The following is an 18,783-nucleotide window of genomic DNA, read 5'->3' as shown; positions in this document are numbered from 1 at the left end:
CACCCAGCCACCTCACCGACATCCGTTACAAGGTACGCGCACATCATCGCGACCCGCTTACCGAAACAGCAACCGCAAAGCCTTGCGGGTGTATGACCAGCGTGAAAACGTCCGCCAGTCTGCACGCAAAGCCTGGAAATAGAACGACCTGGCCAGCTTGTACTCGCCATGGGAATAACAGTCGCGAAACAGCGACAAACAGCGTTGTGCCAGAAACGCCTGGCGCAGATCACACATTTCTTCGGGCATTCTTCGGCTGGAAAACACTTCGCTGACGACCTGCTCCGTACCGGCAGCAAGACTCTGGCGCAAATCATGGCGCATGCTGTCGGCGTGCTTGTGGATCAGTGCGAGAGGCTTGTCCAGAACGGTGCAGGGGTAGCGCGCCAGCACTTGGGCAAACACTGGCAGGTCCTCGACGTTGCGCAAATGTTCCGGGTAATTGCCCAGAGCGAACACTTCGCGGTGCATCGCACAGGCACCGTTGGAAATCGACACCGTCTTGTTCAGCAGGTAACCCTGCAGGCGCTGGCGGGGCGTCCCAGGCAAAGGCCTGGCCGCCTGCAAACTGCGGCGCCCGTCAGCGAACACTGACCAGTGCGCACCGATCACCATAAGAGTCTGCGGATGACTGGCAATGTGCTGCGCAAGCGCAGCCAATGCACCGGGAGCCATTTCATCGTCAGAGTCGAGAAACACCAGATATCGCCCGGTTGTCTCTTCCAGCCCCCGATTGCGCACCGATGACAATCCGCCGTTGCTTTTACGCAGCGCACGAAAACGACCGCCATGCTTAAGCAGGAGCCGTTCCACTACCTCAGGCGTATCGTCCGTCGACCCGTCGTCGATGACCAGCAGATCCGCCGTCGTTTCATCCAATTGCGCCAACACCGACTCCACTGCACGAGGCAGCGTTCGCGCATAGTTGTAAACCGGAATGACGACGCTGATCAGTGTTTCAGTCAAGTTCGTATCCTTTCACACCCTCTTTTACGACCAGAATATCTTCCATGATCAGGTATTCCAGATCCGAACCGAAAAACATGTTCAGCGCGTCGGTCGGCGAGCAAATCATCGGTTCGCCACGACGGTTGAGCGAGGTGTTCAGCGATACGCCGTTACCGGTCAGGTTTTCCAGCGCCTTCATCATGTCGTAGTAGCGCGGGTTGTATTCACGCTTGAGGACCTGGGCACGAGAAGTGCCATCTTCGTGAACGACTTCCGGCACACGGGTCTTCCACTCGTCCGCTACTTCGAAAGTGAAAGTCATGAACGGCGCCGGATGATCGATCTTGATCATCTGTGGCGCAACGGTGTCGAGCATCGACGGGCAGAAAGGCCTCCAGCGCTCGCGGAACTTGATCTGATGGTTGATGCGGTCGGCCACGCCGGCCACGCTCGGGCAACCAATGATCGATCGACCGCCCAATGCACGCGGACCGAACTCCATACGTCCCTGGAACCAGGCCACGGGATTACCATCAACCATGATTTTGGCGATCTGTTCCGGCATGTTATCGAGCTTGCGCCACGCCGGCTTGTTCTCGTGACGGGCGCAGGCGGCGATCACGTCCTCGTTGCTGTACGACGGGCCGAGGTAGACGTGTTCCATCTTTTCTACCGGCACGCCACGGGCGTGGGACACATAGGCTGCTGCGCCGACCGCCGTACCGGCATCGCCGGACGCCGGTTGCACGAACAGTTCCTTGATGTCGTCGCGGGCAATGATTTTCTGGTTCAGTTTGACGTTCAGCGCACAGCCACCAGCGAAGGCCAGTTTGCCGGTTTCCTTGAGCACGTCACCCAAATAGTGATCAATCATCTGCAGCGCCAGTTTCTCGAACAGCGCTTGCATGCTCGCGGCGTAGTGAATGTACGGTTCGTCAGCAATATCGCCTTCGCGCTTCGGCCCCAGCCACTCGATCAGCTTAGGCGAGAAGTAGAAGCCTTTACCCTTCTCTTTATAGCGGCGCAGGCCGATAACGTTGGCGTAGTCGGTGTTGATCACCAGCTCACCGTTTTCGAACGAGGCCAGACGCGAGAAATCGTACTTGCTGGCATCGCCGTACGGCGCCATGCCCATGACCTTGAACTCACCGTCGAGCATCTCGAAGCCGAGGAACTCGGTGATCGCGCCATACAGGCCGCCGAGGGAGTCCGGATCGAAGAATTCCTTGATCTTGTGGATCTTGCCGTTTTCACCGTAGCCAAAGAAGGTCGTGGCGTACTCGCCCTTGCCGTCGATACCGAGGATCGCGGTTTTTTCTTTGAAACCGGAGCAGTGGTAGGCGCTGGAGGCGTGAGCCAAGTGGTGCTCGACTGGTTCGATCTTGATCTTCTTCGGATCAAAACCCAATTGCTCCAGGCACCAGACAATCTTGTTGCGGTAGCGCTTGTAGCGGCGGTTGCCCATCAGGATCGCATCCAGGGCGCGATCCGGTGCATACCAGTAACGCTTGGCGTAGTGCCAGCGCGCCTTGCCGAACAGGCTGATCGGAGCGAACGGGATCGCAACTACGTCAACGTCGGACGGCTTGATGCCGGCCTGCTCAAGACAGAACTTCGCCGATTCGTAGGGCATGCGGTTCTTTGCATGCTTATCGCGTACGAAGCGCTCTTCTTCAGCCGCCGCCACCAGCTTGCCGTCGATGTACAAGGCTGCTGAAGGGTCATGGCTAAGGGCGCCGGACAGGCCAAGAATCGTCAATGCCACAGGGGTCTAGCCTCTTTAGTCTGCGTGCAGGCGCGATGCGCCTTGAAAATTGATGTGCCCTCGCACAGGGCGAGTGACAGCTAAAGGGCGGGATTATAGCGTAAACGAGTAGGGAATTACCCTGTGCGATTGCCCTCTGGGTGAATGGTCTGGAGAAACCTTACCCTGCTACTCAATAACTGCCCTTGCGCCAGTAAATACCAAGATTGCCGTCGGTGAGCTGACGATAAACCGTATAGGGCAACGCTACTGTATCGAATACTCCCGACAATGGCAGATCCAGCAACACGAATGGCACCAGAAAACCGCTGGGATCCGGCGGCGCGTTCAACACGCAGAAATCGAAGGCCAGACCGCTGTAAATCCGCGGAATGGACTGGCAATAGGTTTTTTGTTTGCGCATGTCCCGCGCCACGTCGGCATCGTCCTGCAAGACAGTCATGGCGCTGCCACAGCCAGCCAGAATCCATGAAAATACACCCAGCGTTGCAGCCTGTTTAATGGTCAAAATTCGCCCTCCAAGGTCGTTGGGCAAATTAGCATCGGGACTGAACAGGGCACAGTTCATGGCTTCTGGCGAAGCTGTAGGACAAGTCGCTGAATCTTGTCCTCTACTGCTGGTTTGTCTCAGGCCACGCTGGAAATGTCTTTCGGCAAACGCAGATCAATAATCTGATACAGCGCGCTGCTTTCGGGCCAGTTGCGCATGAATCGCGCACGGTCACGGGCATAGGCCGGCGCGAAACTGCCGACAGATCCATGCTGGCACATCGAGTCCAGATCGATCAGCGCCCAGCGATCCTGTTGCCAGAACAGATTATGTCCCTTGAAGTCGCCATGACTGATCCGCTCGTCAATCAATCTGGCGAACAACTGATCCAGCGCCTGCAACTCCGCTTCCGGCGCTTCACCACTTTCAACGTACGGCGCAAAGCGCTCGATGATATCCGGCCCCGGCAGGAACTCGGTCACCAGATACGCACGGCTGCGCAGCCACAAAAAGCGCTGTTCCAGCACCGCCAGCGGTTTGGGTGTGGCGATGCCGAGAAACGCCAGGCGATTGCCTTCGCGCCACGAATGCCAGGCCCGACTTGGCCGCCAGAAACGCTTGAGCCAATGCGCAAAGCCCTTGATGTTGTAGCGCTTGATCACCAGCGTGCGCGCACCGGCCTGAACCTTGCCAACGCTCGCCGCACCACCGGTCTTGTACAGGTGACCCTGATCAAGCAACGCATCGGCCTGCGCCAGCACCGGCAGCATGGCTGACTCTTCTTCGCGGCGGATTGCGCGCAGAGCGAACGCTCCACGCTGCACACTGAACAGCGTGCACTCGCGACCGACCTTGATCAGGAAGTCTTTCAAACGCCAGCGCCGCACTTTGTCGATCTGTTTCTGCAAGGCCTCCAGCGGCAACGCATGCTCGCTGTTGCTCAACAGGTAATACACCAGCAGTTCTTCAGTGAACGGTTCCAGCGCCTTGGGTAACTGGGCGAAAAACACCCCGAGATTTTCCAGAACTTTTTGTCGCGACAACGGCTGGCCGGCGGTTTCTGCGCAAATCCCGGCACCGTCAATCAAGTACAACTGGTCGCCGTGGCGCAACAGGTTGTCCAGGTGCAGATCTTCCTGCCAAAGCCCTTTGCCGTGCAATTGGCCAATAGCGCCCAGCGCCTCGGCCAGCACCGCCGATTGCTCATCGGCCAACACCGGCAGCGACTCGACTTTCGCCCAGGCATCGCCAAGGCTTTCGGCACCCTCAAGGAAATCGAACAGCAACCAGCCACCTTCGCCATTTTGCAAACCATCGGCCAGTAGCAGCGGCGTGGCCAGGCCTTGCGCAGCCAGCAAGCGCACGCCTTCCAGCTCGCGCTGAAAATGCCGGGCAGCTTTGCCGCCGACCAGCAATTTGGCCAGCACCGGACGCCCGCGCCAGACACCGGCACCAACATAACGCTGTCCCGGCAACACCCGCAGCAGACTCAGCAATTGCAGATCCGCACTCCCGGCGGCATCGGCCAGCGTCACCGTCAGTGGCAATTGCGGGGCTCGCCCGGCACCGGCCAGCTCGGACAATTGCATCAGCGGGTCTCCTTGTGACTGCGACGCGCGGTCAGCCGGGCGAGCCAGCTGTCCAGCAGCGCGCTGTCAGTGGGCTGATCGAGATAAGCCGCGAGCAATTCACGCAGTTGCGCCTCGCTCCATTCCGGTGCGCGACGTTGCAGCGGTTCCAGATCCTTGATCCGGTCGCGCATGCCAAACAACAACGGTCGGGTCTTTTCCAGGTCGATCAATTGCGCCTGATACCCGTCACCGGTGGCTCGCAGAAAAATATGTTTGGGATAGAAGCAGCCGTGCACCTGACGCACGCCGTGCAGATGCCGCGCGAGCAATCCGCAAGCCTTGAGAATGGCTGAATGCTGCGCGGTACTGAGCTGCGCCCAACGCTGCAACAGCGATTCCAGATCACTCCAGCCATCGAGTGCCCGAGTCAGCAGAATGGCACGGACTTCGCCGTTGACCTTACGCTCACCGAAAAACGCTGCTTGCAGCGCCGGGATACCGAGCTTGCGATAGCGACTGATATTGCGAAACTCGCGGGCAAAGCTTGGCTCGCCGAAAGGCGCGTGCAAGGTCCGCGTCAGGTAGTTGCTCTGGCGCTTGAGGTAATAACCCTGCCCTTCAAGATCCAAACGGAAGACGCTGCTCCAACCGCCACGGGCGGTATTGGGTTCGTCCACGGCCTCAAGCTGCTTCGCCCAAAGCGCGTCAAAAGTGCCGAGACCATGGCGCTCAAGCAGTGCGCGGTCTTCAGCGGCGAGAAAATCAGTCATTCGCGTCCCTCGAAAAATCTCACCACGTGCCGAATCCGTTTCTTGTCGGCGCTATCAAGCCGATCGCACTGGCGGTATTGCTTATAGAAGCGCAGGCGTTGGGTATTGGACAGGTGGTATTTGGCGAGTTTATCGAGACAGGCCAGATCCTTGGTGATCCGATACTTGAGCCAGAAGCCGCGCCAGAACTCGCCGTTAGGGCAATCGATCAGAAATATCCGCGCCTGATCATCGATCAACAGGTTGCGCCATTTCAGATCGTTATGGGTAAATCGGTGATCATGCATCGTCCGGGTATAGCCGGCCAATTGCCGACTGACGCCGTCAACCCAGGCGCGATCCTTGAGTTTCGGATCCTTGCGCTCGGCGAGCGCCGAAAGGTCTTCGGTGTCGGGCAGTTCACGGGTGATCATCGCGCCACGATCATACGCCGCGCCACGTCGTTCCAGGCCCCAGGCCACCACTTCAGCGGTGGGAATGCCCCACTTGGCGAAGCGCTTGAGGTTCTGCCATTCCATCTTCACCCGCGGCTTGCCGAGGTAACGGCGCAAGCCTTTACCAGCGCCGACATAGCGTTTGACGTAATAATTGACACCGTTGCGCTGCACGCGAATCACTTCCGACAGCGGATCACGGGTCAGGCGTTCGCCCTGCAACGCAAATACCGCTTCGAGACTGCCGAAGTCTTCGGCGAGCTCGCTGTATTGCGGCTCGAGAGTCCAACCCGCCATCAGAGCGCATCCCCGTAACGCTGTTTACGCGCGTAGAGTTTGTTGGCCTTGCCTTCCAGCCAGCTCAGCAACGGCGCTTCTTCAGCCAGGATCTGGCGCAGCGGTTGCTGGAAATAGCCTTTGAGGAAACGCAGTTTGTCGCGGCGGGTCAGGCCGATGTCCAGCGCGGAAAAGTACAACGCGGCCAGATCTTTATTGCGCCAGCGCTGCGTGATTTTCGTGCGGGTCTGGGCACGGTGCAGGTCGATCACTGAGAGTTTGAAGTCGTCTGGCGTCACCGGTTTATCGGTGTGCAGCAGGAAGTGGCAGATATAGCAGTCACGATGGTTGACGCCAGCGCGGTGCATCATGCCGGTCATGCGTGCGACTTCGGCGATCAGCGCGCGCTTGAGTTTCGGCTCGGGTGGCTGCTTGACCCAATCGATGCTGAAGTCTTCGAGGCTGATGGTCGGCGCCAGTTCTTCGGTGACGATAAACGAGTGCTGATCTGCCGGGTTACTGCCCTTCTCACCGTAAGCCACGGCAGTCATGGTCGGCACGCCGACTTCCTGCAGACGCTGAATGGCTTGCCACTCCTGGCCCGCGCCGAGAACCGGCAGCTTGGCGGTCAGCAGATTCTTGAAGATCTCGCCCCAGCCGATACCTCGGTGGATTTTCACGAAAAATCCGTTGCCGTCGACTTCCGTGCGCAGCGTCCGGCGCGCTTCCAGCTCGCGGTATACCTCGCCCTGCAAGCCTTCGACTTCAGCGAACGGGTCGCGGCCGGCCCACAGGCTTTTGAACGGTTCAGCCAGCATCAACTTCATTTAAGCGTGCTCCGCCAGAATCACATCGGCCGCGTGCTGCGGCATGCTGTAGAGGTCGGCCGTCTCGGCGAAGGCCAGACCATTGCGGCTCCAGGCCGCCCGTGCAGCGTCGTCATGCAACATTTCAGTCAAGTATTGCGTCAGTTGCGCCTGATCGAACGGTTCGTCCAGCACTCGCCCGGCATCCGCCTCGGCAATGTAATGGGCGTAACCGCAGACCGCGCTGACCAGCACCGGCAAACCGGCGACCAGCGCTTCAAGCAGTACGGTGCCGGTGTTTTCGTTGTACGCCGGGTGGATCAACAGATCGGCACCGAGCAGGAAACGCGGAATATCGCTGCGGCCCTTGAGGAACGTTACGTTATCGCCCAGCCCCAAGGTTGCGCTCTGCATTTGGAATAATTTGGGGTCATCCTGGCCGATTACAAACAGCCGGGTGCGTTTCTTCAGTTCGGCAGGCAATGCAGCCAGCGCTTTCAGGCTGCGATCGACGCCTTTGGTCTTGAAGCCGGAGCCGATCTGCACCAGCAGCAGTTCGTCGTCCTTGAGATTGAATTCAGCGCGGAACCCGGCGCGAATTTCAGCGGCATCCGCCGGGCGGCGACGATCCTGGGCAATGCCCGGTGGCAGCAGGTGGAAACGCTCCAGCGGCGTGTCGTAATGCTTGATGAACAACGGCTGCTGCACTTCGGAAATCATCAGCACTTCGGTCTTCGCGTCCTTGGCGAACACCGCGCGCTCGTACTCGGCGAAGTGGCGATAACGGCCCCAGCGACGGTACAAAGAGTTGCGCAGGTTCTGCGCCTTGTCTTCGAAGCAGCCGTCGGCGGCGTAATAAACGTCCAGCCCCGGCATCTTGTTGAAACCGATCAGGCGATCAACCGGGCGCTTGGCCAGATCCGCTTCCATCCATGCGCTGAGCTTTTCGTTGCGACGGTGATTGAAGAACGCTTTGACCGGCGCCACCAGCACTTCGAAACCGGGCGGCACGTCGCCTTCCCAGATCAGCGTGTAGACGCGAATCTGGTGACCGCGCTTCTGGCATTCAAGGGCGATGCGCATGAAGTCGCGCTGCAAGCCACCGAACGGGAAATATTTGTACAGGACGAATGCCAATTGCATCAGCGCAGCTCCTCAGCCATTAACAACGTGCTCAGTCGGCTGGCGACACGCTCGGGGTTCAGACGCGTGAAGCACAGCGGCTGTTCACGCTTCAGGTCAAACTGACGGGCATCCTGCGCGGTCGGTTGATAGGTACATTTCTTTTGCAGGCATGGCGCGCACGGGAAGTCGCTGGCAAGGTGAATCTGCAGCTTGCCGTAAGCGCCGGTCAGGCCTGGGTTGGTCGGGCCGAACAGCGAGATGGTCGGCACGTCCAGCGCGGCGGCCAAGTGGCCGAGACCGGTGTCCACCGCGACGCAGGCTTGCGCACCGGCGAGGACTTTGCCGACGCCGGCCAGATTGAGCTTCGGCAGCACTTCGGCGTGTTTGAAACCGGCGGCGATGCGCTCAGCGCGGGCCTTTTCCTGCGGATTGCCCCACGGCAGTTTGACGCCGACGCCGAGGTAGCCGACGCGCTCGGTCAGTTCACGCCAGTAACTTTCCGGCCAGTGTTTGGTGTCCCAGGTGGTGCCATGCAGGAACACCACAAAGGCATTTTTGCGCGGCAGTTCGACCAAACGCTCGACGTTGAGGCCGTAATCACCCAAGCCTTTCGGCAAGTCGTAGCCGAGAGCGATGGCGAACAGTTGGCGCACGCGCTCGACGGCGTGCTGACCGCGGGCCACAGCCAGTTTGCGATCATAGAAACGCGAAGCCATCGGCTCGCGCGCCGAACCTTTATCGAGACCGGCCACCGGTGCTTTGACGTAACGGGTCAGCCAGGCGCTTTTCAGCAGGCCTTGAGCGTCGATCACCAAGTCGTATTTATTGGCGCGCACACTTTGTTTGAAGCGTTTCCACTCGCCGCTGGTGATGGTTTTCCAGAGGTTTTTGCGCCAGCGACGGATCGCCACCGGAATCACTTTGCCAACGGCCGGGTGCCAGGTCGGGATCTCGGCAAAGCCTTCTTCCACCACCCAGTCGAACTTGATCCCAGGGATGGCCCGGGCGGCGTCGGTCAGCGCCGGCAACGCATGAATCACGTCACCCAGCGATGAAGTCTTGATCAGCAGTACCCGCAACTTAATGAACCTCGACCACAGAGCCCTGCAACTTCTGCAAGGCATCGTTGACCGCATCCGGCATCAGCTGGCGCAGGCAGTTGTAATGACCGAAACGGCAGGTGCGGTCGAAGCACGGGCTGCAATCGAGGCCCAGACGAACCACTTCGACATGCTCGGCCAGCGGCGGGGTAAAACCCGGCGAAGTCGAACCGTAGACCGCCACCAGTGGACGGTTCAGCGCAGCGGCAACGTGCATCAGGCCGGAGTCGTTGGAGACCACCGCGTCGGCGCAGGACATCAGGTCGATGGCCTCGGCCAGCGAAGTGCCGCCGCTGAGGTTGACCGATTCTTCACGCAGGCCAGGAATCAGTCGAGCGCGGATATCTTCACCGACCGCATGATCGTTCTTCGAACCGAACAACCACACCTGCCAGCCTTCACGAATGCGCGCTTCGGCGACTTTGGCGTAGTGCTCGGACGGCCAGCGCTTGGACTCGCCAAACTCGGCGCCAGGGCACAGGGCCAACACCGGGCGGTCGAGGGTCAGGCCGAACTTGGCCAACGCTGCTTCGCGAGTGACCGGGTCGATTTGCAGGCTTGGGCGCGGATAAGGCTTCGGCAGCTCGGCGTTCGGCTCATAGGCCAAAGCCATGAACCGCTCGATCATCAACGGATAGCGTTGTTTGTCGAGGGTGCGCACATCGTTGAGCAGGCCGTAGCGGAATTCGCCGCGCCAGCCGGTGCGTTTCGGAATGCCGGCGAAAAACGGCACCAGCGCCGACTTCAGCGAGTTGGGCAGCAGGATCGCCTGATCGTACTGACCACGCAGGGATTTGCCGATGCGCCGACGCGTCGCCAATTCCAGCGCACCGTGGCCGAGCGGGAAGCTCAAGGCCTTGCGCACTTCGGGCATGCGTTCCAGGATCGGCCGGCTCCACTCAGGGGCCAGGACGTCGATTTCGCATTGCGGATGGCGCTGTTTGAGACACTGAAACAGTGTCTGTGCCATCACCATGTCACCGACCCAACTGGGCCCAACGATCAGAATATTCATGTGGTTTCCAAAAACGAACCGGGGAGGCATTTACGCCTCCCCGCCTCGAGAATCACTGAGGGAGCGGCACTGCTTGCGATGGGTCATTACCTTCAACATGACTGTCGACTGTCACTCCGCTATCGCGAGCAGGCTCGCTCCCACATGGTTTTTTCGTCCTGCTTCAGATCTACAGACACTGTAGATCCACTGTGGGAGCGAGCTTGCTCGCGAAGGGGCCAGCACATCCGACATCGGTGTCGTCTGACATTCCGTCTTCGCGAGCAAGCTCGCTCCCACAGGGTATTGGGTGCTGCACAAACCGGTTTCAGCTTAGCCCCATCTCTTTCCATATCCGCAAAACCTGCCGCCGTTCTTCGGCAAACTGATCGCCCGATATCACCCCGGCGTCCTTCTGCAACGCCTGCCGGTGAGCGGCGGAGCGGTAGGCTTTATAGGCCTCGCGCAACAGGCTGGCATCTTCGGCAGGCATCAGCCCTTCGTGTTCCAGCTCTTCCAGAATGCGGATGTTATCGGTCCAGCGCAGCAATGGCGGGTGGCTTTGCGACCACGCCAGAGCCGCGTATTGCACCATAAATTCAATATCGACGATACCTCCGGCGTCCTGCTTGAGGTCGAAGGGCGCTGTGGCGTCGAAGGCATTTGCCGCCGTACCGGCTGCGGTGCTCTTAGTGCCGAGGTTATCGCGCATCTTCGCGCGCATCTCACTGACTTCCTGTTGCAACTTGGCCAGATCGCGCGCCTTGCCCAAGACCTGCGCGCGGACTCTCTCGAACGCCTGGCCGACATCCTGACTGCCGACCAGCACCCGCGCCCGCACCAACGCCTGATGTTCCCAGGTCCAGGCTTCATTTTCCTGATAGCGGGCAAACGCCCCCAGCGAACTGACCAACAGCCCCGAAGCACCGGATGGCCGCAGACGCATGTCCACTTCATAGAGCTGACCAGAGTTGGTCTGCGCCGTCAGCAGGTGAATGATCCGCTGCCCCAGGCGCGTGAAGAACTGCGCGCCATCAATCGACTTCGGCCCGTCGGTTTCCGCCTGCGGATCGCCGTCGTGGATAAACACCAGGTCCAGATCCGAACCATGCCCCAGTTCCAGGCCGCCGACTTTGCCATAACCGACAATGATGAAGCCGGGATCGCACAAGGTGCCGTCGGTGCGCAGCGGCGTGCCGTACTTGGCCACGGTCTGGCGCCAGGCCAGGGCCAGCACTTGCTCGAGAATCGCCTCGGCCAGCCAGGTCAGGTAATCGCTGACTTTCATCAGCGGCAGGCTGCCGGCGATTTCCGACGCTGCCACGCGCAAGCGGTGCGCCAATTTGAAATGGCGCAAGGCTTCCATTTGTTGTTCGAGGTCGTCTTCGGGAATCCGCGTCAGGCGCTCGCGCAATTCAGCCGCCAGTTCCGGTGCCAAGGGCGGCTTGAACAAACGACCTTCGTTCAGCAATTCATCGAGCAGCAGCGGGAAACGCGTAATTTGCTCAGCGATCCACGGGCTCGCGGCACACAACGTCAGCAAGCGCCGCAGTGCACCGGGGTTTTCCGTCAGCAAGACCAGATACGCCGAACGCCGGGCCACCGCTTCGACCAGCGGCAACACCCGCTCAAGCACCAGATCCGGGTTGGCGTGTTCCACAGCCTGTGCGAGCAGACGCGGAATAAAGGCATCCAGACGCTCACGCCCCAACCGCTGCATCGCCCGCAATTGCGGGCTGCTGCGCAATCCGGCCAGCGCTTTCAGAGCTTTGCTGGCATCAGCAAAGCCGCCCTCCTCCAACTGCCGGCACGCCGCCTCTTCGTCTTGCGCCTCTTCCCACAGCGGCAGCCATTCACCGCCGACCACTACTTCACTTTCGGCGTTTTCATCCTCGTCGGGATCGGCAATCACCTGGGCGAAGTGCCAGGCCACGCGGCCGCGCCAGAACATCAACTTCTCGTGGAAGGCGTCCCAATCGGCAAAACCGAGCATAAACGCAATGCGCGCCTGATCCTGCGCGCCATCCGGCAGCATCTGGGTCTGGCGGTCGGCGATCGCCTGAATGGCGTGTTCGGTGTAACGCAGAAATTCGTAGCCCTCGCGCAATTCGCTGATCACCGCTGGCGGCAGATAACCCTGCCCTTCCAGCGTGCTCAGCACCTTTAATAGAGGACGCTGTTGCAGGCTCAGATCGCGGCCACCATGGATCAACTGAAAAGCCTGCGCGATGAACTCGACCTCGCGGATGCCGCCTGAGCCGAGCTTGATGTTGTCGGCCATGCCCTTGCGCCGTACTTCCTGCTGGATCAACTGCTTCATGGTGCGCAGCGCTTCGATCGCCGAGAAGTCCAGATAACGGCGGTAAACGAACGGCCGCAGCATGTCGAGCAACTGCGCACCCGCCACCTGATCGCCGGCCACCACCCGCGCCTTGATCATCGCGTAGCGTTCCCAGTCCCGGCCCTGATCCTGGTAATACTGCTCCAGCGCATTGAAGCTCAGCACCAGCGCGCCGGATGAACCGTAAGGGCGCAGGCGCATGTCGACGCGGAAAACGAAGCCGTCGACGGTCATCGGATCCAGCGCCTTGATCAAGCGCTGGCCGAGACGAATGAAGAATTCCTGATTATCCAGCGAACGCTTCACGCCAACGGTCTCGCCGCCCTCGGGGTAAGCGAAGATCAGATCGATGTCCGAAGACAGGTTCAACTCAACGGCGCCGAGCTTGCCCATGCCAAGGATGACCATTTGCTGCGGCTCACCGCTGCGGCGGCCGGTCGGCGTGCCGAACTGTTCGCAATGGCGGCTGTACAACCATTGATAGGCCTGGTCGATGGTGGCGTCGGCCATGTCCGAGAGATCCCGGCAGCTCTTTACCAGATCGGCCTGGCGGGTGAGATCGCGCCAGATGATCCGCACTTGATGACGGGCGCGCTGGCGGCGCAGGGCGCGACCGAGTTCATCTTCATTCTGGGCAGCGTTCACCGCAGCGGCAATCTGCGCACACAATTCACCCGGCGCGAAGGCCCGGTCGAGTTCGCCGGACTGCACCAGTGTGAGCAACATCAAAGGGTCACGAACGCTCTGTTCAATGACGAATTCGCTGGCGGCGGTAACGCGGGCGAATTGCGCCCAGCGCTCTGGCGTCCAGTTCGCCAGGCCGTGATCGTCTTCCAGCGCGGCGACGGCCGTACGGAACGACTGCTCCGATCGAGTGACCAACGGCAGGAGAATGGCGGGCAGTTCGGCAAGCACGGGCAGGGTCATGGTCTATCCTTGATCGGCGTGTAAATGGCCGCTTGTAGTGATTGGTGAAAAGCCGCTACCCGGAAGACTGTCGAACAAAAGTTAGAAATAGCTGAAATTTCTTTATCGTTGGCAGCGAACATCAAAGTTTCACCTTTTTCGGATGGTAAAAGACCAACCTTAACGATTATTCTCACAACGCAGCCGGAGGCCACAAGCCATTCTTCTGTAGTTTTACTACTCGTCTATACATTCGAAAGGCTGAAATGCCGGAAGATTTGTAGTAAAACTACACGCCGCCGGAACAACCTATCGGCAATCCAAGAATTTTAAATCGTCTGCCCACAAGGCCAGTCGCAAACTCAGGCAACCGATTCTGGAAGCCTTTCCGCCCTGGAGCAAGCCATGCAAGACCTCGATCCCGTCGAAACCCAGGAATGGCTGGACGCCCTGGAATCGGTTCTCGACAAAGAAGGCGAAGACCGTGCTCACTATCTGATGACCCGTATGGGCGAACTCGCGACCCGCAGCGGCTCGCAGCTCCCTTACGCCATCACCACGCCTTACCGCAACACCATCCCGGTAACCCACGAAGCACGCATGCCTGGCGACCTGTTCATGGAACGCCGCATTCGCTCGCTGGTACGCTGGAACGCGATGGCCATGGTAATGCGTACGAACCTGAAAGATTCTGACCTGGGTGGTCACATCTCCAGCTTCGCTTCCAGTGCGACCCTGTATGACATCGGCTTCAACTACTTCTTCCAGGCCCCGACCGACGAACACGGCGGCGACCTGATCTACTTCCAGGGCCACACTTCGCCAGGCGTTTACGCCCGTGCGTTCATGGAAGGCCGCATCACCGAAGACCAGATGAACAACTTCCGCCAGGAAGTCGACGGTCAGGGCCTGTCGTCCTACCCGCACCCTTGGCTGATGCCTGACTTCTGGCAGTTCCCGACCGTATCGATGGGTCTGGGTCCAATTCAAGCGATCTACCAGGCACGCTTCATGAAGTACCTGGAACACCGCGGTTTCATCCAGCCGGGCAAACAGAAAGTCTGGTGCTTCCTGGGCGACGGCGAGTGCGACGAGCCGGAATCCCTGGGCGCGATCTCCCTGGCCGGCCGCGAGAAGCTGGACAACCTGATCTTCGTCATCAACTGCAACCTGCAGCGCCTCGACGGCCCGGTTCGCGGCAACGGCAAGATCATCCAGGAACTCGAAGGCGTGTTCCGCGGTGCTCAGTGGAACGTGACCAAAGTCATCTGGGGCCGTTTCTGGGACCCACTGCTGGCCAAAGACGTCGACGGCATCCTGCAACGTCGCATGGACGAAGTCATCGACGGCGAGTACCAGAACTACAAAGCCAAAGACGGCGCGTTCGTCCGTGAACACTTCTTCAACACGCCAGAACTCAAGGCGATGGTTGCTGATCTGTCCGACGACGAGATCTGGAAACTCAACCGTGGCGGCCACGACCCGTACAAGGTCTATGCGGCTTACCACGAAGCGGTCAACCACAAAGAACAACCAACCGTTATCCTGGCCAAGACCATCAAGGGTTATGGCACCGGTGCCGGCGAAGCGAAGAACACTGCGCACAACACCAAGAAAGTCGATGTCGACAGCCTGAAGTTGTTCCGCGATCGCTTCGACATCCCGGTCAAGGACGAAGAGCTGGAGAACCTGCCGTTCTTCAAGCCAGAGCCAAACAGCGCCGAAGCCCGCTACCTCAGCGAGCGTCGCACTGCACTGGGCGGTTTCGTGCCTCAGCGCCGCGCACAAAGCTTCAGCGTACCGACGCCGGACCTGGACACCCTCAAGGCCATCCTTGACGGCTCTGGCGACCGTGAAATTTCCACCACCATGGCTTTCGTGCGAATCCTCGCGCAACTGGTCAAGGACAAGGAAATCGGCCCGCGCATCGTTCCGATCATCCCGGACGAAGCCCGTACCTTCGGTATGGAAGGCATGTTCCGTCAGCTCGGCATCTACTCGTCCGTCGGCCAGCTCTACGAGCCAGTCGATAAAGACCAGGTGATGTTCTACAAGGAAGACCAGAAAGGTCAGATCCTTGAAGAAGGCATCAACGAAGCAGGCGCCATGAGTTCCTTCATCGCTGCCGGTACTTCGTACTCCAGCCACAACCAGCCGATGCTGCCGTTCTACATCTTCTACTCGATGTTCGGCTTCCAGCGTATTGGCGACCTGGCCTGGGCTGCCGGCGACAGCCGTACCCGTGGCTTCCTGATCGGCGGCACCGCCGGCCGTACCACCCTGAACGGTGAAGGCCTGCAACACGAAGACGGCCACAGCCACCTGTTGGCTGCAACCATCCCGAACTGCCGCACCTACGATCCAACCTACGGCTACGAGCTGGCGGTGATCATTCAGGACGGCATGAAGAAGATGACCGAAGAGCAACAGGACATCTTCTACTACATCACCGTGATGAACGAGTCGTACCAGCAGCCAGCCATGCCGGCCGGTGCCGAAGAAGGCATCAAGAAAGGCATGTACTTGCTCGAAGAAGACACCCGCGATGCGGCGCACCACGTACAGCTGATGGGCTCCGGCACCATCCTGCGTGAAGTGCGTGAAGCGGCGAAGATCCTGCGTGAAGAGTTCAACGTCGGCGCTGACGTGTGGAGCGTTACCAGCTTCAACGAACTGCGTCGCGACGGCCTCGCTGTCGAGCGCAGCAACCGTCTCAAGCCTGGCCAGAAGCCTAAGCTGAGCTACGTCGAAGAGTGCCTGAACGGCCGTAAAGGTCCGGTCATCGCGTCTACCGACTACATGAAGCTGTTCGCCGAGCAGATCCGTCAGTGGGTACCGTCCAAGGAATTCAAAGTCCTGGGCACCGACGGTTTCGGCCGCAGCGACAGCCGCAAGAAACTGCGTCATTTCTTCGAAGTCGACCGTCATTTCGTGGTGTTGGCAGCCCTGGAAGCACTGGCTGACCGTGGTGATATCGAACCTAAAGTCGTGGCTGAGGCCATCGTCAAGTTCGGCATCGACCCGGAAAAACGCAACCCACTGGACTGCTGAGGAGACATTTTGTGAGCGAACTCATTCGCGTACCTGACATCGGCAGCGGTGAAGGTGAAGTAATTGAACTGTTTGTGAAGGTCGGCGACCGTATCGAAGCCGACCAGAGCATCCTGACCCTGGAATCGGACAAGGCCAGCATGGAAGTGCCAGCCCCGAAAGCCGGCGTCATCAAGAGCCTGAAAGTGAAGCTGGGCGACCGTCTGAAAGAAGGCGACGAACTGCTTGAGCTGGAAGTCGAGGGCGCCGCTGAAGCGGCCCCTGCTCCTGCCGCTGCGCCGGCTGCAAAAGCGGAGGCCAAACCGGCTGCCGCGCCTGCTGCCGCTGCACCAGCCGCTGCCCCTGCTGCCGCTTCGGTTCAGCAAGTGCACGTGCCGGACATCGGCTCTTCGGGCAAGGCGCAGATCATCGAGATCCAGGTCAAGGTCGGCGACACCGTCGAAGCTGATCAATCTTTGATCACTCTGGAATCCGACAAGGCGAGCATGGAAATCCCGTCGCCTGCCGCTGGCGTGGTTAAAGCCATCAGCGTCAAGCTCAACGACGAAGTCGGCACTGGCGACCTGATTCTGGATCTGGAAGTGGCGGGTGCTGCGGCCCCTGCGGCTGCCGCTCCGGCCCAGGCTGCTGCACCGGCCGCTGCCGCTGCCGCTGCGCCTGCTCCGGCAGCCGCGCCAGCAGCACCGGTGGCTGACAGCGTTCAGGACATCCACGTTCCGGACATCGGCTCGGCTGGCAAAGCCAAGATCATCGAAGTGTTGGTCAAGGCTGGCGACAGCGTTGAAGCCGACCAGTCGCTGATCACCCTGGAATCCGACAAAGCGAGCATGGAAATCCCATCGCCTGCCGCTGGCGTGGTGGAAAGCGTTTCCATCAAGCTGGATGACGAAGTCGGTACTGGCGACCTGATTCTGAAGCTGAAAGTCAAAGGCGCGGCCCCTGCTGCTGCCCCGGCTCCAACTGCCGCCGCTGCTGCTCCGAGCGCTCCGGCACCTGCCGCTGCTGCTCCGGCTGCTGCACCTGCTGCTGCCGCTCCAGCCGCCGCACCGGCCAAGCCGGGCGCGAAAGTTCACGCCGGCCCAGCGGTGCGTCAACTGGCCCGTGAGTTCGGCGTCGAGCTGAACGCTGTCGGCGCCAGCGGCCCGCACGGTCGTATCTTGAAAGAAGACGTGCAGGTTTACGTCAAAGCGATGATGCAGAAGGCCAAGGAAGCACCGGCCGCTGCAGCGGGCGCAACCGGTGGCGCGGGCATCCCGCCGATTCCGGTCGTCGACTTCAGCCGTTTCGGCGAAATCGAAGAAGTGCCGATGACTCGCCTGATGCAGATCGGCGCGTCGAGCCTGCACCGCAGCTGGCTGAACATCCCGCACGTGACTCAGTTCGATTCGGCTGATATCACCGAGCTGGAAGCGTTCCGCGTGGCGCAGAAAGCCATTGCAGAGAAGGCCGGCGTCAAGCTGACCATCCTGCCGCTGCTGCTCAAGTCGTGCGCGCACATGCTCAAGGAGCTGCCGGACTTCAACAGTTCGCTGGCGCCAAGCGGCAAAGCGATCATCCGCAAGAAGTACGTGAACATCGGCTTCGCCGTCGACACCCCGGATGGCCTGCTGGTACCGGTGATCAAGAACGTCGATCAGAAGAGCCTGTTGCAACTGGCAGCCGAAGCCGCTGCGCTGGCCGCCAAAGCCCGCGACAAGAAGCTGACTGCTGACGACATGCAGGGCGCCTGCTTCACCATTTCCAGTCTTGGCCACATTGGCGGCACCGGCTTCACGCCGATCGTCAACGCGCCGGAAGTGGCGATCCTCGGTGTTTCCAAGGCAACCATCCAGCCAGTCTGGGACGGCAAAGCCTTCCAGCCGAAACTGATGCTGCCGCTGTCGCTGTCCTACGATCACCGTGTGATCAACGGTGCCGCTGCCGCACGCTTCACCCAGCGTCTGGGCAGCCTGCTGGCGGACATCCGCACGATCCTGCTGTAACTCGATCGGCCCTCCGGCAACGGAGGGCCGATTGCTGCACCCTTTCGAGCGCCACACGCTCGTACCTCAACCCCGTCAGTTTGGCGGGGCTTTTTTTTGCCTGAAGAAACACCTCCCTCGTCTTTTTCCCACACGTCGCGCTGACATCGGCCACAACTCCGGTCGACTTGGCACCGATCTTTTTTATTCGATACGCAACTAACCTAGGCGCAACCAATTCAACT

General features: G+C 59.9%; 13 protein-coding genes. 2 read left to right on the top strand and 11 right to left on the bottom strand.

Translation table 11 applies throughout. The features are described 5' to 3' along the window. Nucleotides 1-57 precede the first annotated feature (57 nt). From AB4N74_RS26385 to glnE, 11 genes are all read right to left on the bottom strand, one after another. Nucleotides 58-966, bottom strand: coding sequence for a glycosyltransferase family 2 protein (locus AB4N74_RS26385; protein WP_093430133.1), 909 nt, complete (start codon nucleotides 964-966; stop codon nucleotides 58-60). Next, nucleotides 959-2,713, bottom strand: coding sequence for a carbamoyltransferase family protein (locus AB4N74_RS26380; RefSeq protein WP_093430132.1), 1,755 nt, complete (start codon nucleotides 2,711-2,713; stop codon nucleotides 959-961). Before AB4N74_RS26380 ends, AB4N74_RS26385 begins: the two co-directional genes overlap by 8 nt. 172 nt (nucleotides 2,714-2,885) lie before the next feature. Further along, on the bottom strand, nucleotides 2,886-3,221 hold the full coding sequence (locus AB4N74_RS26375; protein WP_093430131.1) for a YceK/YidQ family lipoprotein: 336 nt from the start codon (nucleotides 3,219-3,221) through the stop codon (nucleotides 2,886-2,888). Between the two features lie 119 nt (nucleotides 3,222-3,340). Beyond that, nucleotides 3,341-4,792 (bottom strand): lipopolysaccharide kinase InaA family protein, encoded by a 1,452-nt coding sequence (locus tag AB4N74_RS26370; protein ID WP_460097701.1) that lies wholly within the window; start codon nucleotides 4,790-4,792, stop codon nucleotides 3,341-3,343. Next, nucleotides 4,792-5,544, bottom strand: coding sequence for a lipopolysaccharide kinase InaA family protein (locus AB4N74_RS26365; protein WP_093430129.1), 753 nt, complete (start codon nucleotides 5,542-5,544; stop codon nucleotides 4,792-4,794). Before AB4N74_RS26365 ends, AB4N74_RS26370 begins: the two co-directional genes overlap by 1 nt. After that, entirely contained in the window at nucleotides 5,541-6,275 is a 735-nt protein-coding gene (locus AB4N74_RS26360) for a lipopolysaccharide kinase InaA family protein (RefSeq protein ID WP_093430128.1), read from the bottom strand. The genes AB4N74_RS26365 and AB4N74_RS26360 overlap by 4 nt, the downstream gene beginning before the upstream one ends. Further along, nucleotides 6,275-7,081, bottom strand: coding sequence for a lipopolysaccharide core heptose(I) kinase RfaP (gene rfaP, locus AB4N74_RS26355; protein ID WP_093430127.1), 807 nt, complete (start codon nucleotides 7,079-7,081; stop codon nucleotides 6,275-6,277). Before rfaP ends, AB4N74_RS26360 begins: the two co-directional genes overlap by 1 nt. Then, on the bottom strand, nucleotides 7,082-8,203 hold the full coding sequence (locus AB4N74_RS26350) for a glycosyltransferase family 4 protein (RefSeq protein WP_093430126.1): 1,122 nt from the start codon (nucleotides 8,201-8,203) through the stop codon (nucleotides 7,082-7,084). Then, nucleotides 8,203-9,264: a lipopolysaccharide heptosyltransferase I gene (gene waaC / locus AB4N74_RS26345; protein ID WP_077570514.1), complete on the bottom strand. Its 1,062-nt coding sequence runs from the start codon at nucleotides 9,262-9,264 to the stop codon at nucleotides 8,203-8,205. Before waaC ends, AB4N74_RS26350 begins: the two co-directional genes overlap by 1 nt. Nucleotide 9,265: 1 nt before the next feature. Beyond that, nucleotides 9,266-10,300 (bottom strand): lipopolysaccharide heptosyltransferase II, encoded by a 1,035-nt coding sequence (waaF, locus tag AB4N74_RS26340; protein ID WP_093430125.1) that lies wholly within the window; start codon nucleotides 10,298-10,300, stop codon nucleotides 9,266-9,268. Nucleotides 10,301-10,607: 307 nt separating this feature from the next. Continuing rightward, nucleotides 10,608-13,547 (bottom strand): bifunctional [glutamate--ammonia ligase]-adenylyl-L-tyrosine phosphorylase/[glutamate--ammonia-ligase] adenylyltransferase, encoded by a 2,940-nt coding sequence (gene glnE, locus AB4N74_RS26335; protein ID WP_460097699.1) that lies wholly within the window; start codon nucleotides 13,545-13,547, stop codon nucleotides 10,608-10,610. 384 nt (nucleotides 13,548-13,931) lie between these two features. On the opposite strand from glnE, the gene aceE reads away from it, so the two are divergent. After that, entirely contained in the window at nucleotides 13,932-16,577 is a 2,646-nt protein-coding gene (aceE, locus tag AB4N74_RS26330; RefSeq protein ID WP_007915682.1) for a pyruvate dehydrogenase (acetyl-transferring), homodimeric type, read from the top strand. Nucleotides 16,578-16,588: 11 nt separating this feature from the next. Further along, a complete protein-coding gene (gene aceF / locus AB4N74_RS26325; protein WP_460097698.1) occupies nucleotides 16,589-18,559 on the top strand; it encodes a dihydrolipoyllysine-residue acetyltransferase in 1,971 nt (656 codons plus the stop codon). Nucleotides 18,560-18,783: the final 224 nt, after the last annotated feature.

Source organism: Pseudomonas sp. H3_C08 (assembly GCF_054669455.1).
This window is presented reverse-complemented; position numbering and strand designations above follow the sequence as displayed.

Coding starts and splice junctions, on each gene's coding strand:
- AB4N74_RS26370 (WP_460097701.1), bottom strand. CDS start 4,792: ATGCAATTGTCCGAGCTGGCCGGTGCCGGGCGAGCCCCGCAATTGCCA.
- AB4N74_RS26365 (WP_093430129.1), bottom strand. CDS start 5,544: ATGACTGATTTTCTCGCCGCTGAAGACCGCGCACTGCTTGAGCGCCAT.
- AB4N74_RS26360 (WP_093430128.1), bottom strand. CDS start 6,275: ATGGCGGGTTGGACTCTCGAGCCGCAATACAGCGAGCTCGCCGAAGAC.
- rfaP (WP_093430127.1), bottom strand. CDS start 7,081: ATGAAGTTGATGCTGGCTGAACCGTTCAAAAGCCTGTGGGCCGGCCGC.
- AB4N74_RS26350 (WP_093430126.1), bottom strand. CDS start 8,203: ATGCAATTGGCATTCGTCCTGTACAAATATTTCCCGTTCGGTGGCTTG.
- waaF (WP_093430125.1), bottom strand. CDS start 10,300: ATGAATATTCTGATCGTTGGGCCCAGTTGGGTCGGTGACATGGTGATG.
- glnE (WP_460097699.1), bottom strand. CDS start 13,547: ATGACCCTGCCCGTGCTTGCCGAACTGCCCGCCATTCTCCTGCCGTTG.
- aceE (WP_007915682.1), top strand. CDS start 13,932: ATGCAAGACCTCGATCCCGTCGAAACCCAGGAATGGCTGGACGCCCTG.